Source organism: Pseudomonas sp. Sample_23, assembly GCF_004307595.1.
GTDB classification, from domain to species: Bacteria; Pseudomonadota; Gammaproteobacteria; order Pseudomonadales; family Pseudomonadaceae; genus Aquipseudomonas; species Aquipseudomonas atacamensis.
This window is the reverse complement of the sequence record NZ_RCNX01000091.1, coordinates 16,328-31,590: the sequence shown is the minus strand read 5'-3', so window position 1 is coordinate 31,590 and position 15,263 is coordinate 16,328. Positions and strand designations below refer to the sequence as shown.

The 15,263-nt window shown below is 60.6% G+C and carries 13 protein-coding genes; all 13 read left to right on the top strand.

All coding sequences use genetic code 11. From position 1 onward, the window contains the following. The first annotated feature begins 125 nt into the window (after positions 1–125). The 13 genes from D8U82_RS24430 (at position 126) to nuoL (ending at position 15,226) form a co-directional block, all read left to right on the top strand. Positions 126–887, top strand: a complete 762-nt coding sequence (locus tag D8U82_RS24430; RefSeq protein WP_073471299.1) for a secretin N-terminal domain-containing protein — start codon at positions 126–128, stop codon at positions 885–887. A 475-nt stretch (positions 888–1,362) separates the two neighbouring features. Beyond that, positions 1,363–2,688, top strand: a complete 1,326-nt coding sequence (aceA, locus tag D8U82_RS24425) for an isocitrate lyase (RefSeq protein WP_016775277.1) — start codon at positions 1,363–1,365, stop codon at positions 2,686–2,688. Positions 2,689–3,334: 646 nt separating this feature from the next. After that, the gene (locus tag D8U82_RS24415; RefSeq protein ID WP_003223812.1) at positions 3,335–3,748 is read left to right on the top strand and encodes an NADH-quinone oxidoreductase subunit A; all 414 of its coding nucleotides are present in this window, start codon (positions 3,335–3,337) and stop codon (positions 3,746–3,748) included. 10 nt (positions 3,749–3,758) lie between these two features. After that, positions 3,759–4,433: an NADH-quinone oxidoreductase subunit B gene (locus D8U82_RS24410; protein ID WP_016775278.1), complete on the top strand. Its 675-nt coding sequence runs from the start codon at positions 3,759–3,761 to the stop codon at positions 4,431–4,433. A 69-nt stretch (positions 4,434–4,502) separates the two neighbouring features. Beyond that, a complete protein-coding gene (gene nuoC / locus D8U82_RS24405; RefSeq protein WP_122612132.1) occupies positions 4,503–6,287 on the top strand; it encodes an NADH-quinone oxidoreductase subunit C/D in 1,785 nt (594 codons plus the stop codon). Positions 6,288–6,289: 2 nt separating this feature from the next. Further along, positions 6,290–6,787 carry an NADH-quinone oxidoreductase subunit NuoE gene (gene nuoE / locus D8U82_RS24400; RefSeq protein ID WP_130903157.1) on the top strand — a complete coding sequence of 166 codons (498 nt, stop codon included), beginning with the start codon at positions 6,290–6,292 and terminating at the stop codon, positions 6,785–6,787. Further along, positions 6,784–8,139 (top strand): NADH-quinone oxidoreductase subunit NuoF, encoded by a 1,356-nt coding sequence (gene nuoF, locus D8U82_RS24395; protein WP_130903156.1) that lies wholly within the window; start codon positions 6,784–6,786, stop codon positions 8,137–8,139. Before nuoE ends, nuoF begins: the two co-directional genes overlap by 4 nt. Positions 8,140–8,275: 136 nt before the next feature. Next, entirely contained in the window at positions 8,276–10,990 is a 2,715-nt protein-coding gene (gene nuoG / locus D8U82_RS24390; RefSeq protein ID WP_130903155.1) for an NADH-quinone oxidoreductase subunit NuoG, read from the top strand. Further along, positions 10,987–11,994 carry an NADH-quinone oxidoreductase subunit NuoH gene (gene nuoH, locus D8U82_RS24385; protein ID WP_016775282.1) on the top strand — a complete coding sequence of 336 codons (1,008 nt, stop codon included), beginning with the start codon at positions 10,987–10,989 and terminating at the stop codon, positions 11,992–11,994. The genes nuoG and nuoH overlap by 4 nt, the downstream gene beginning before the upstream one ends. 11 nt (positions 11,995–12,005) lie before the next feature. Continuing rightward, entirely contained in the window at positions 12,006–12,554 is a 549-nt protein-coding gene (gene nuoI, locus D8U82_RS24380) for an NADH-quinone oxidoreductase subunit NuoI (RefSeq protein ID WP_016775283.1), read from the top strand. 9 nt (positions 12,555–12,563) lie between these two features. Continuing rightward, on the top strand, positions 12,564–13,064 hold the full coding sequence (nuoJ, locus tag D8U82_RS24375) for an NADH-quinone oxidoreductase subunit J (protein ID WP_007951462.1): 501 nt from the start codon (positions 12,564–12,566) through the stop codon (positions 13,062–13,064). 3 nt (positions 13,065–13,067) lie between these two features. After that, the gene (nuoK, locus tag D8U82_RS24370) at positions 13,068–13,376 is read left to right on the top strand and encodes an NADH-quinone oxidoreductase subunit NuoK (protein ID WP_003180046.1); all 309 of its coding nucleotides are present in this window, start codon (positions 13,068–13,070) and stop codon (positions 13,374–13,376) included. Beyond that, positions 13,373–15,226, top strand: coding sequence for an NADH-quinone oxidoreductase subunit L (gene nuoL, locus D8U82_RS24365; RefSeq protein WP_024013419.1), 1,854 nt, complete (start codon positions 13,373–13,375; stop codon positions 15,224–15,226). Before nuoK ends, nuoL begins: the two co-directional genes overlap by 4 nt. The last annotated feature ends 37 nt before the right edge of the window (positions 15,227–15,263 follow it).

The following is a 15,263-nucleotide window of genomic DNA, read 5'->3' as shown; positions in this document are numbered from 1 at the left end:
AGCACACCACAAAACGCCCCGCCATCCACCGATGCCGGGGCGTTTTGCTGTCTACGATTCAACTTGCCCCACCCCAGGCCGACAAACTGGCAATATCAAGCCTTTCGAACGCGGAGATAACGGACATGTCCCTACGCACCCTGCTCACCACCCTGCTGCTCGGCTGCAGTTTTTCGGTGCTGGCAGCCACAGAAATCGTCCCCCTCAAATACCACACCAGCGCTGACATGTTGCCAGTGGCGCAGGATTTCATCGGCCAGGACGGTCAGGTCAGCGCTTACGGCAATCAGCTGATCGTCAAGGCCGAGCCGGGCAAGATTCAGGAGTTGAAGGATCTGCTGGCGCAACTCGATACCGCACCGAAGCGCTTGCTGATCACCGTCGACACCAACGAAAACAACGGCCGTGGCGACGAAGGTTATGCGGTCAATGGCGCCCAGCCGAGCCAGACCCGGATCATCAGCCGCAGCACCACCAGCCGCAACGGCGGCGTTCAGCAAGTGCAGACCAGCGAAGGCACTCCGGCGCTGATTCAGGTTGGCCAGAGCGTGCCGATCACCAACACCCAGAGCGATTCCTACGGCGGTTACAGCAGCGAGACTCAATACCGCAACGTCACCCAGGGTTTCTATGTCACCGCCAGCGTCACCGGCGAAACCGTTCATCTGGCGATCAGTACCAACCGTGACCGCATGAGCCAGGAACGTCCCGATGTAGTGAACGTGCAAAGCACCGACACAACCGTCACCGGGCGCCTCGGTGAATGGATCACTCTGGCGGGCGTCAACAGCCAGACTCAGGCCGATAAACAGGGCCTGACCCGCAGCTACTCGACTCAAGGCCGGGATGACATGACCTTGCGGGTGAAAGTCGACACGCTGGACTAAAGCACCGAAAACTGACTGATTAGTCGTATTAGACGAAAGATGTAGTGCTTGAAAAAAAGCACTACAAAACGTTTGACGCGAAAAAAAAGCGAAGGCATGATGGCCTCGCTCCCGCTAATCAGAGGCCCTGGCAAGGGCCTTCGAAGCGCCGCTCGCACCTACCCCGCGAGCCGTTTCGTGTCTGTACCGCCCACAAGGTGTGTTTGACGAGGTTGCCGACTGGAACGAAGTTGTCCCGAGGGACGGAAGCGTATTTAGGTAACCCGGCTTCACGCTGTTGTCCGTATAAAGGCCCACGACGCCCGCATGCGCCCCGCAGTCCGCCACTACCTGCTCACTTCCCCTCGAGCCCATCGTTCATCCCGTCGCCTACCCCGCCGAATCCGACTTGACCACCTAAGCTTCTGGTCAGCGAGCGCAGGAATTTTCCACCGCAGAACAACTTTTCATAAAAGACGCGACGAGGTTTATCTCCATGGCACTGACACGCGAACAGCAAATTGCAGCCCTCGAAAAAGACTGGGCCGAGAACCCGCGCTGGAAAGGCGTGACTCGCACTTACTCCGCTGCCGACGTGGTCCGCCTGCGTGGCTCGGTTCAGCCAGAGCACACCTTCGCGAAGATGGGCGCCGAGAAGCTGTGGAACCTGGTCACCCAGGGTGCCAAGCCGTCCTTCCGTCCAGAGAAAGATTTCGTCAACTGCATGGGCGCCCTGACCGGCGGCCAGGCTGTTCAGCAGGTCAAGGCCGGTATCCAGGCGATCTACCTGTCCGGCTGGCAGGTGGCTGCGGACAACAACTCCGCAGAATCGATGTACCCGGACCAGTCGCTGTACCCGGTGGACTCGGTGCCAACCGTGGTCAAGCGCATCAACAACTCGTTCCGTCGCGCTGACCAGATCCAGTGGAAAGCCGGCAAAAACCCGGGCGACGATGGCTACATCGACTATTTCGCACCAATCGTGGCCGACGCTGAAGCCGGTTTCGGCGGTGTACTCAACGCCTACGAGCTGATGAAAAGCATGATCGAAGCCGGCGCCGCCGGCGTTCACTTCGAAGACCAACTGGCTTCGGTGAAGAAATGCGGCCACATGGGCGGCAAGGTTCTGGTGCCAACCCAGGAAGCCGTGCAGAAGCTGACCGCTGCCCGTCTGGCAGCTGACGTTGCCGGCACGCCGACCATCATTCTGGCCCGCACCGACGCCAACGCGGCCGACCTGCTGACCTCCGATTGCGACCCGTACGATCAGCCATTCGTGACCGGCGAGCGTACTCAGGAAGGTTTCTACAAGGTACGTGCCGGCCTGGATCAAGCGATCGCCCGTGGCCTGGCTTACGCACCGTACGCCGACCTGATCTGGTGCGAAACCGCCAAGCCGGATCTGGAAGAAGCCCGTCGCTTCGCTGAAGCGATCAAAAAGGAATACCCGGACCAGCTGCTGTCGTACAACTGCTCGCCTTCCTTCAACTGGAAGAAGAACCTCGACGACGCGACCATCGCCAAGTTCCAGCGCGAACTGTCCGCCATGGGCTACAAGCACCAGTTCATCACCCTGGCCGGCATTCACAACATGTGGCACAGCATGTTCAACCTGGCGCACGACTACGCCCGCAACGACATGACTGCCTACGTGAAGCTGCAAGAGCAGGAATTCGCTGACGCCGCCAAGGGTTACACCTTCGTTGCGCACCAGCAGGAAGTGGGCACTGGCTACTTCGACGACATGACCACCGTAATCCAGGGCGGCTCGTCCTCGGTGACCGCGCTGACCGGTTCGACCGAAGAAGAACAGTTCCACTGATTCGGCCTCACCTGAGCAAACGGCCTTTGCGGATCGGATAAAAAGCTAACCGCAGAGCCGCAAAACTGACGCCCCGACTGGATCGGGGCGTTTTTTTGCCTGTTGGAATCTCAAAGACACTACAAATCCCCTGTGGGAGCGAGCCTGCTCGCGAAGGCGATAAGTCAGCTTGCACATCTGGAGGCTGATCCTTCGCTTTCGCGAGCAGGCTCGCTCCCACAGGGCTACCGTCAGCCGCGAGACGAAACATTGATCTGAAGCGCTACAAGCGTCAGAAATTTCCGTTAAAACGGTAGGCTTCGCTACTTGCAGTAACGCGCAAGTAAGACAACTTCCCAGCCACTCACTCGTTAAACAGTTACAAAACCAGGCCAAACGATATTAATTATCATTTAGCCGCAACTATGTTCGTTGCAAACTCTACAAAACATAATTGATGGAAACCCGGCTAATGCCCGCAACGCATGGGCCGCAGCGCCTTCAGGAGGCGCTATGTCCTTAATCCGGTAAATAATTTCGCCTTTGGAATTTTACTTGCCGGGTGTTTAGCCATAAAATCAGCCCGATTGATTGCTGCGACATATCGTCACTGCCTTATTTCTTTATCAAGCTCAGAGACCTTTGCTCTCTGTTAAGGATTACCAGCATGCCCGAAGCGACAGGACTCATGGCCCACAACTGGGGCTTTGCCATTTTCCTTCTGGGTGTCGTCGGCCTGTGTGCCTTCATGCTTGGCGTCTCCAGCCTCCTCGGGTCAAAAGCCTGGGGTCGCAGCAAAAACGAACCGTTCGAGTCGGGCATGCTACCTACCGGTGGCGCCCGCTTGCGGCTCTCAGCCAAATTCTATCTGGTCGCGATGCTCTTCGTGATCTTCGATATCGAAGCCCTCTTTCTCTTTGCATGGTCTGTGTCCGTCCGCGAAAGCGGCTGGACCGGATTCGTCGAAGCTCTCGTTTTCATAGCAATTCTGTTGGCAGGTCTTGTCTACCTGTTCCGAGTGGGCGCCCTTGACTGGGCTCCGGAAGCTCGTCGCAAGCGGCAGGCGAAGCTGAAACAATGAGGCTTTGGCAATGCAATACAATCTCACCAGGATCGACCCCGATGCTCCTAACGAGCAGTATCCGATTGGCCAGCGGGAAACCGTTGCCGATCCGTTAGAAGATCAAGTCCACAAAAACATTTTCATGGGCAAGCTGGAAGACGTGCTGAGTGGCGCGGTCAACTGGGGACGTAAGAACTCGCTGTGGCCGTACAACTTCGGCCTGTCGTGCTGCTACGTGGAAATGACCACCGCCTTCACGGCGCCCCACGACATCGCGCGCTTTGGCGCCGAAGTGATCCGGGCCTCGCCGCGTCAGGCCGACTTCATGGTTATCGCCGGTACCTGCTTCATCAAGATGGCGCCGATCATCCAGCGTCTCTACGAGCAAATGCTCGAGCCGAAATGGGTTATCTCCATGGGTTCGTGCGCCAACTCCGGCGGCATGTACGACATCTACTCCGTGGTTCAAGGGGTGGACAAATTCCTGCCCGTGGACGTCTACGTACCTGGCTGCCCGCCCCGTCCGGAAGCATTTCTGCAAGGCTTGATGCTGTTGCAGGAATCGATTGGACAGGAGCGTCGTCCGCTTTCCTGGGTCGTTGGTGATCAAGGCGTGTATCGCGCCGACATGCCATCGCAGAAGGAACAGCGCCGCGAACAGCGAATCGCAGTCACCAATCTGCGCAGCCCTGACGAAGTCTGATCCAGTTCTGTTCCAAGTAACGAGAAGCTGGCTTCATTCTTTACGTTGACCGAAAGCGAAAAAATAACCATGACTACAGGCAGTGCTCTGTACATCCCGCCTTACAAGGCAGACGACCAGGATGTGGTCGTCGAACTGAACAACCGTTTTGGCGCCGAAGCGTTCACCGCGCAGGCAACCCGCACCGGCATGCCGGTGCTGTGGGTGGCCCGTGCCAAACTGGTTGAAGTCCTGACTTTCCTGCGCAACCTGCCCAAGCCGTACGTCATGCTCTATGACCTGCACGGCGTGGACGAGCGTCTGCGCACCAAGCGTCAAGGGCTGCCGACCGGCGCCGATTTCACCGTGTTCTATCACCTCATGTCGCTGGAGCGTAATAGTGACGTGATGATCAAGGTGGCCTTGTCCGAAGGCGACCTCAGCATGCCTTCCGTCACCAGCATCTGGCCCAACGCCAACTGGTACGAGCGCGAAGTCTGGGACATGTTCGGCATCGACTTCAAAGGCCACCCGCACCTGTCGCGCATCATGATGCCGCCGACCTGGGAAGGTCACCCGCTGCGCAAGGACTTCCCGGCGCGCGCCACCGAATTCGATCCGTACAGCCTCAACCTCGCCAAGCAGCAGCTGGAAGAGGAAGCCGCGCGTTTCCGTCCGGAAGACTGGGGCATGAAGCGTTCCGGTGCCAACGAGGACTACATGTTCCTCAACCTCGGCCCGAACCACCCTTCGGCGCACGGTGCGTTCCGCATCATCCTGCAGCTGGACGGCGAAGAGATCGTCGATTGCGTCCCGGACATCGGTTACCACCACCGTGGCGCCGAGAAGATGGGCGAGCGTCAGTCCTGGCACAGCTACATTCCGTACACCGACCGCATCGACTACCTCGGCGGCGTGATGAACAACCTGCCGTACGTGCTCTCGGTCGAGAAGCTCGCCGGCATCAAGGTGCCGCAGAAGGTCGACGTCATCCGCATCATGATGGCCGAGTTCTTCCGGATCACCAGTCACCTGCTGTTCCTGGGTACCTACATCCAGGACGTCGGCGCCATGACCCCGGTGTTCTTCACCTTCACCGACCGCCAGAAGGCGTACACGGTGATCGAGGCGATTACCGGTTTCCGCCTGCACCCGGCCTGGTACCGCATCGGCGGCGTCGCCCACGACCTCCCGCGCGGTTGGGAAAAACTGGTCAAGGATTTCGTCGAGTGGATGCCCAAGCGTCTGGACGAATACACCAAGGCCGCCCTGCAGAACAGCATCCTCAAGGGTCGTACCATCGGCGTCGCTGCCTATAACACCAAAGAGGCCCTGGAATGGGGCGTCACCGGTGCTGGCCTGCGTTCGACCGGTTGCGATTTCGACCTGCGTAAAGCGCGTCCGTATTCGGGCTACGAGAACTTCGAATTCGAAGTGCCGCTGGCCGTCAACGGCGATGCCTATGACCGCTGCATGGTCCGCGTCGAAGAGATGCGCCAGAGCATCAAGATCATCGATCAATGCATGCGAAACATGCCGGAAGGCCCGTACAAGGCGGATCACCCGCTGACCACGCCGCCGCCGAAAGAGCGCACGCTGCAGCACATCGAAACCCTGATCACGCACTTCCTGCAGGTTTCGTGGGGCCCGGTCATGCCGGCCAACGAATCCTTCCAGATGATCGAAGCGACCAAGGGCATCAACAGTTATTACCTGACGAGCGACGGCGGCACCATGAGCTACCGTACCCGGATCCGTACTCCAAGCTTCCCGCATCTGCAACAGATCCCTTCGGTGATCAAAGGCAGCATGGTCGCGGACTTGATTGCGTACCTGGGTAGTATCGACTTCGTTATGGCCGACGTGGACCGCTAAGCATGAACAGCACGCTTATCCAGACAGACCGTTTCACCTTGAGTGAAACCGAGCGCTCGGCCATCGAGCACGAGCTGCATCACTACGAAGACCCGCGCGCGGCGTCGATCGAGGCCCTGAAGATCGTGCAGAAGGAACGCGGCTGGGTGCCGGATGGCGCCCTGTACGCGATCGGCGAGATCCTCGGCATCCCGGCCAGCGACGTTGAAGGCGTGGCGACGTTCTACAGCCAGATCTTCCGTCAACCGGTCGGCCGCCACATCATTCGCGTCTGCGACAGCATGGTCTGCTACATCGGCGGCCACGAGTCGGTGGTCAGCGAAATCCAGAACAATCTGGGCATCGACCTGGGTCAGACCACCGCCGACGGTCGTTTCACCCTGCTGCCTGTCTGCTGCCTCGGCAACTGCGACAAGGCGCCGGCGCTGATGATCGACGACGACACCTTTGGCGACGTGCAGCCTGCTGGCGTGGCCAAACTGCTCGAGGGCTACGTATGACCCTGACATCTTTTGGTCCAGCCAACCGCATCCCGCGTTCGGCCGAGACACACCCGCTGACCTGGCGTCTGCGCGATGACGGCGAAGCCGTGTGGCTCGACGAGTACCAGGCCAAGAATGGTTACGCCGCTGCGCGCAAAGCCTTCGCCGAGATGGATCAGGACGCGATCGTCCAGACCGTCAAAGACGCTGGCCTCAAGGGTCGCGGCGGCGCCGGCTTCCCCACAGGCGTGAAGTGGGGCCTGATGCCCAAGGACGAATCCATCAACATCCGCTACCTGCTGTGCAACGCGGATGAAATGGAGCCGAACACCTGGAAAGACCGCATGCTGATGGAGCAACTGCCCCATCTGCTGATCGAAGGCATGCTGATCAGTGCCCGCGCGCTGAAAACCTACCGTGGCTACATCTTCCTGCGCGGCGAATACACCACCGCCGCCAAGCACCTGAACCGTGCCGTGGAAGAAGCCAAGGCGGCCGGCCTGCTGGGCAAGAACATTCTCGGTTCGGGTTTCGATTTCGAGCTGTTCGTCCACACCGGCGCCGGGCGTTACATCTGCGGTGAAGAAACCGCACTGATCAACTCCCTCGAAGGCCGCCGCGCCAACCCGCGCTCCAAGCCGCCCTTCCCTGCCGCCGTCGGCGTGTGGGGCAAGCCGACCTGCGTGAACAACGTCGAAACCCTGTGCAACGTGCCGGCGATCATTGCCGACGGCGTTGACTGGTACAAATCGTTGGCCCGCGAAGGTTCCGAAGACATGGGCACTAAGCTCATGGGCTTCTCCGGCAAGGTCAAGAACCCGGGCCTGTGGGAACTGCCGTTCGGCGTCACCGGTCGTGAACTGTTCGAAGACTACGCCGGCGGCATGCGCGACGGCTTCAAGCTCAAGGCCTGGCAGCCAGGCGGTGCCGGTACCGGTTTCCTCCTGCCCGAGCACCTCGACGCACAAATGTATGCCGGCGGCATCGCCAAGGTCGGCACCCGGATGGGTACCGGTCTGGCGATGGCGGTGGATGACAGCGTCAACATGGTCTCGCTGCTGCGCAACATGGAGCAGTTCTTCGCACGCGAATCCTGCGGTTTCTGCACCCCGTGCCGCGATGGTCTGCCATGGAGCGTCAAGCTCCTGATGGCCATCGAACAGGGCAAGGGCCAGCCGGGCGACATCGAGACCCTGCTGGGTCTGGTCGGTTTCCTCGGCCCGGGCAAGACCTTCTGTGCTCACGCACCGGGTGCCGTGGAGCCGCTGGGCAGCGCCATCAAATACTTCCGTCCAGAGTTCGAAGCCGGTATCGCGCCTGTCAGCGCCGCCGTCCCGCCTCTGGCAAGGCCGATCGTAGTCGGCGCGTAAACGCTTAAAAAGGCGAAGGGTCCGTGCCCTTCGCCTTTCGTCCGATGACGCCCTTCGGGGCTGTTTGGATTCGGACGCATAACAAGATTCCATTAGCCACGCCCGCTGACACCGGGCCAACGAAGACCTTTGAACCATGGCCACTATCCACGTAGACGGCAAAGCGCTCGAAGTCGACGGGGCAGACAACCTGTTACAGGCATGTCTGTCGCTGGGCCTCGACATTCCATATTTCTGCTGGCACCCCGCGCTTGGTAGCGTCGGGGCCTGCCGCCAGTGCGCGGTCAAGCAGTACACCGACGAGAACGACACCCGTGGTCGCATCGTCATGTCCTGCATGACCCCGGCCACCGACAACACCTGGATCTCCATCGACGATGAAGAATCCAAGGCGTTCCGCGCCAGTGTTGTCGAATGGCTGATGACCAACCACCCGCACGACTGCCCGGTGTGCGAGGAAGGCGGTCACTGCCACTTGCAAGACATGACAGTGATGACCGGCCACAACGAGCGCCGTTATCGCTTCAGCAAACGCACCCATCAGAACCAGCAACTGGGCCCGTTCATTTCCCACGAAATGAACCGCTGCATCGCTTGCTACCGCTGCGTGCGTTTCTACAAGGACTACGCCGGCGGCACCGACCTCGGTGTGTTTGGCGCCCACGACAACGTGTACTTCGGTCGCGTTGAAGACGGCACCCTCGAAAGCGAGTTCTCCGGCAACCTCACCGAGGTCTGCCCGACCGGTGTGTTCACCGACAAGACTCACTCCGAGCGCTACAACCGCAAGTGGGACATGCAGTTCGCACCAAGCATCTGCCACGGCTGCTCGAGCGGTTGCAACATCTCCCCGGGCGAGCGTTACGGTGAACTGCGTCGCATCGAAAACCGTTTCAACGGTTCGGTGAACCAGTACTTCCTCTGCGACCGTGGCCGTTTCGGTTATGGCTACGTCAACCGCACCGACCGCCCACGTCAGCCGCTGCTGGCCGATGGCACCAAGCTCGGCCTCGACGCTGCGCTGGACAAAGCCGCTGACCTGCTGCGCGGACGCAACATCGTCGGCATCGGTTCGCCGCGTGCCAGCCTCGAAAGCAACTACGCGTTGCGCGAACTGGTTGGTGCCGAGCACTTCTATTCGGGTATCGAAGCCTCCGAGCTGGAGCGCATCCGTCTGGTCCTGCAGGTGCTGAACGACAGCCCGCTGCCAGTGCCGAACATGCGCGACATCGAAGACCACGACGCGATTTTCGTCCTCGGCGAAGACCTGACCCAGACCGCCGCGCGTATGGCGCTGGCTCTGCGTCAGTCGGTCAAGGGCAAGGCTGAAGACATGGCCGAAGCCATGCGCGTCCAGCCTTGGCTCGACGCGGCGGTGAAGAACATCGGCCAGCACGCGCTGAACCCGCTGTTCATCGCCAGCCTCGCCGAAACCAAGCTCGACGACGTCGCTGAAGAATGCGTACACGCAGCTCCCGACGATCTGGCGCGCATCGGTTTCGCCGTTGCGCATGCTCTGGATGCCAGTGCCCCGGCCGTTGAAGGTCTGGACACCGAAGCCCTGGAACTGGCGCAGCGCATCGCCGATGCCCTGCTCGCCGCCAAGCGTCCGCTGATCATCGCCGGTACTTCGCTGGGCTCCAAAGCCTTGATCGAAGCTGCCGCGAACATCGCCAAGGCCCTGAAGCTGCGCGAGAAGAACGGTTCGATCAGCCTGATCGTGCCGGAAGCCAACAGCCTCGGTCTGGCCATGCTCGGTGGCGAATCGGTCGACGCCGCGCTGCAAGCGGTCATCGATGGCAAGGCCGACGCGATCGTCGTGCTGGAAAACGATCTGTACACCCGCACTGCCAACGCCAAGGTCGATGCTGCGCTGAACGCCGCCAAAGTAGTGATCGTCGCTGACCATCAGAAAACCGCCACCACTGATCGCGCGCACCTGGTTCTGCCAGCGGCGAGCTTCGCCGAGGGCGACGGCACGCTGGTCAGCCAGGAAGGCCGCGCTCAGCGCTTCTTCCAGGTTTTCGATCCGCAATACATGGACGCGAGCATTCTGGTGCACGAAGGCTGGCGCTGGCTGCACGCCCTGCGCGCGACCCTGCTGAACCAGCCGATCGACTGGACGCAACTCGACCACGTCACCGCTGCCGTTGCCTCGAGCACCGCGCAACTGGCGCGCATCGTCGATGCAGCACCGTCGGCGGCGTTCCGCATCAAGGGTCTGAAACTGGCCCGTGAGCCGCTGCGTTATTCCGGTCGCACCGCCATGCGCGCCGACATCAGCGTTCACGAACCGCGCACCCCGCAAGACCAGGACACCGCGTTCGCCTTCTCCATGGAAGGTTACTCGGGCTCCGCCGAACCGCGTCAGCAGGTGCCATTCGCATGGTCGCCGGGCTGGAACTCGCCACAAGCGTGGAACAAGTTCCAGGACGAAGTCGGTGGTCATCTGCGTGCTGGCGACCCTGGCACACGCCTGATCGAAAGCACCGGTGATTCGCTGAGCTGGTTCGCTGCTGCTCCGCGCGCATTCAATCCGGCGCCGGGTACCTGGCAAGCCGTGCCGTTCTTCCACCTGTTCGGCAGCGAAGAAAACTCTTCGAAAGCCGCCCCGGTACAGGAACGCATTCCGGCACCTTACGTTGCGCTGGCGAAATCCGAAGCGGATCGCCTCGGCGTCAACGACGGTGCCCTGCTGAACCTGAACGTGGCCGGCCAGAAATTGCGTCTGCCGCTGCGCATCAATGAAGAACTGGGCGCCGGTCTGGTGGCATTGCCTGCGGGCATCGCCGGCATTCCACCGGCATTCGCCGGCGTGTCCGTCGACGGTCTGCAGGAGGCAGCGCAATGACCTGGTTCACCCCTGAAGTGATCGATGTGATCCTGACGGTCATCAAAGCCATCGTGATCCTGCTGGCCGTAGTGGTTGCAGGCGCCTTGCTCAGCTTTGTCGAACGTCGCCTGCTGGGCTGGTGGCAGGACCGTTACGGTCCGAACCGCGTTGGCCCGTTCGGCATGTTCCAGATCGCCGCCGACATGCTGAAGATGTTCTTCAAGGAAGACTGGACCCCGCCGTTCGCCGACAAGGTGATCTTCACCCTGGCGCCGGTGGTGGCCATGTCCGCCCTGCTGATCGCCTTCGCGATCATCCCGATCACCCCGACCTGGGGCGTGGCGGATCTGAACATCGGCCTGCTGTTCTTCTTCGCCATGGCCGGTCTGTCGGTCTACGCGGTGCTGTTCGCCGGCTGGTCGAGCAACAACAAGTTCGCCCTGCTCGGCAGCTTGCGTGCCTCGGCGCAGACCGTGTCCTACGAAGTGTTCATGGGCCTGGCCCTGATGGGCATCGTGGTCCAGGTCGGCTCGTTCAACATGCGCGACATCGTCGAGTACCAGGCGCAGAACCTGTGGTTCATCATTCCGCAGTTCTTCGGCTTCTGTACCTTCTTCATCGCTGGTGTCGCCGTGACTCACCGTCACCCGTTCGACCAGCCGGAAGCGGAACAGGAACTGGCCGACGGTTACCACATTGAATACGCCGGTATGAAATGGGGCATGTTCTTCGTCGGTGAATACATCGGCATCATCCTGATCTCGGCGCTGCTGGTCACCCTGTTCTTCGGTGGCTGGCACGGTCCGTTCGGCATCCTGCCGCAACTGTCCTTCGTCTGGTTCGCACTGAAGACCGCGTTCTTCATCATGCTGTTCATCCTGCTGCGCGCTTCCATCCCGCGTCCGCGTTATGACCAGGTGATGGATTTCAGCTGGAAATTCTGCCTGCCACTGACCCTGATCAATTTGCTGGTGACCGCTGCGGTTGTGTTGATGAACACGCCTGCGGTTGCGGTTCAGTGAGGATTTGACCCATGTTCAAATATATTGGCGACATCGTTAAGGGTACCGGTACCCAGTTGCGCAGCCTGGTCATGGTCTTCGGCCATGGCTTTCGCAAGCGCGACACCCTGCAATACCCCGAGGAGCAGGTCTACCTGCCGCCGCGCTACCGTGGCCGCATCGTCCTGACCCGCGACCCCGATGGCGAAGAACGCTGCGTAGCCTGCAACCTGTGCGCCGTGGCCTGCCCGGTGGGTTGCATCTCGCTGCAGAAAGCTGAAACCGAAGACGGTCGCTGGTACCCGGACTTCTTCCGGATCAACTTCTCGCGCTGCATTTTCTGCGGTCTCTGCGAGGAAGCCTGCCCGACTACCGCGATCCAGCTGACGCCGGATTTCGAGATGGCCGAGTTCAAACGTCAGGACCTGGTGTACGAGAAAGAAGATCTTTTGATCTCCGGCCCCGGCAAAAACCCTGATTACAACTTCTATCGTGTTGCAGGTATGGCAATCGCTGGCAAGCCGAAAGGCGCTGCGCAGAACGAAGCCGAACCGATCAACGTGAAGAGCTTGCTGCCTTAAGGAAGAACGATGGAATTCGCTTTCTATTTCGCATCGGGTATTGCTGTGGTGTCCACGCTGCGTGTGGTCACCAACACCAACCCTGTGCACGCCCTGCTCTACCTGATCATCTCGTTGATCGCCGTGGCCATGACCTTCTTCGCCCTTGGCGCGCCGTTCGCCGGTGTGCTGGAAGTGATCGCCTACGCCGGTGCCATCATGGTGCTGTTCGTGTTCGTGGTGATGATGCTCAACCTCGGCCCGGCCTCGGTGCAGCAGGAACGCACCTGGCTCAAGCCCGGCATCTGGGCAGGACCGGTGATTCTTGCCGCGCTGCTGCTGGCCGAACTGCTGTATGTGCTGTTCGCTCACCAGAGCGGCCAGGCCATCGGCCACACCACCGTAGACGCGAAAGCCGTGGGCATCAGCCTGTTCGGCCCGTACCTGCTGGTGGTCGAACTCGCCTCGATGCTGCTGCTCGCTGCAGCCGTCACGGCGTTCCATTTGGGCCGTAACGAGGCGAAGGAGTAAGACATGCCTGCTATCCCTCTCGAACATGGACTGGCCGTCGCCGGCATCCTGTTCTGCCTTGGTCTGGTCGGCCTGATGGTCCGCCGCAACATTTTGTTCGTGTTGATGAGTCTGGAAGTGATGATGAACGCCTCTGCCCTGGCCTTCATCGTCGCGGGCGCCCGCTGGGCGCAGCCGGATGGACAGATCATGTTCATCCTGGTGATCAGCCTTGCAGCGGCCGAGGCCAGTATTGGCCTGGCGATTCTGCTGCAACTGTATCGCCGCTTCCACACGCTCGATATCGACGCTGCCAGTGAGATGCGCGGATGAACCTACTCTTTCTGACTTTCGTATTCCCTCTGATCGGGTTCCTGTTGCTGTCGTTCTCGCGCGGCCGCTTCTCGGAAAACCTCTCGGCGCTGATCGGTGTCGGTTCGATCGGCCTGTCGGCCATCGTCACCGCTTACGTGATCTGGCAATTCAACGTCGCACCGCCGGAGGGTGGCGTGTACACCCAGGTGCTGTGGCGCTGGATGTCGGTGGAAGGCTTCCAGCCGAACTTCGCGCTGTACCTGGATGGCCTGTCGGTGACCATGCTCGGTGTGGTCGTCGGCGTCGGCTTCCTGATCCACCTGTTCGCGTCCTGGTACATGCGTGGCGAAGACGGTTACTCGCGCTTCTTCTCGTACACCAACCTGTTCATCGCCAGCATGCTGTTTCTGATCCTCGGCGATAACCTGCTGTTCATCTACTTCGGCTGGGAAGGCGTGGGCCTGTGCTCGTACCTGTTGATCGGTTTCTACTACAGCAACCGCAACAACGGTAACGCCGCACTTAAGGCATTCATCGTCACCCGTATCGGCGACGTGTTCATGGCCATCGGCCTGTTCATCCTGTTCCAGCAACTGGGCACGCTGAACGTCCAGGAACTGCTGGTGCGTGCGCCGGAGCACTTCAAGGTCGGTGACTTCTGGATCGTTCTGGCAACCCTGATGCTGCTCGGTGGTGCTGTCGGTAAATCGGCGCAACTGCCGCTGCAAACCTGGCTCGCGGATGCGATGGCCGGCCCTACCCCGGTTTCGGCACTGATCCACGCCGCGACCATGGTCACCGCCGGTGTCTACCTGATCGCCCGTACCCACGGTCTGTTTGCCTTGGCGCCGGACATCCTGCACCTCGTCGGCATCGTCGGTGGCGTGACCCTGGTACTGGCCGGGTTTGCCGCGCTGGTGCAGACCGACATCAAACGTATCCTCGCCTACTCGACCATGAGCCAGATCGGCTACATGTTCCTGGCGCTGGGCGTTGGTGCCTGGGAAGGCGCGATCTTCCACCTGATGACCCACGCCTTCTTCAAGGCCCTGCTGTTCCTTGCTTCCGGTGCGGTGATCGTTGCCTGCCACCACGAGCAGAACATCTTCAAGATGGGCGGTCTGTGGAAGAAACTGCCACTGGCCTACGCCAGCTTCATCGTCGGTGGTGCCGCGCTGGCCGCTCTGCCACTGGTTACCGCAGGCTTCTACTCCAAGGACGAAATCCTCTGGGAAGCGTTCGCCAGCGGCAACCAGGGTCTGCTTTACGCAGGTCTGGTCGGTGCGTTCATGACGTCGCTGTACACCTTCCGCCTGATCTTCATCGCGTTCCACGGTGAAGCCAAGACCGAAGCCCACGCCGGCCACGGCATTGCCCACTGGCTGCCATTGTCGGTACTGATCGTGCTGTCGACTTTCGTCGGCGCGATGATCGTGCCGCCGCTGCACGGCGTACTGCCGCAAAGCGTCGGCCATGCCGGTGGCGAAGCCAAGCACAGTCTGGAAATCGCCTCGGGCGCCATCGCCCTGGCCGGTATCCTGCTGGCAGCGCTGCTGTTCCTTGGCAAGCGTCGCTTCGTCACGGCGATCGCCAACAGCGGCATCGGCCGTTTCCTTTCGGCCTGGTGGTTCGCTGCCTGGGGCTTCGACTGGATCTACGACAAACTGTTCGTCAAGCCGTACCTTGCGATCAGCCATGTACTGCGCAAAGACCCGCTCGACCAGACCATCGGTCTGATCCCGCGTATGGCCAAGGGTGGTCACACTGCCCTGAGCCGCACCGAGACCGGTCAACTGCGTTGGTACGCCGCCTCGATGGCTGCTGGTGCCGTGCTGGTGATCGGCGCCATCGTGCTGGTAGCGGTCTGATATGAACCTTGCGAATTTGCGAAAGGAAACGAGCCCG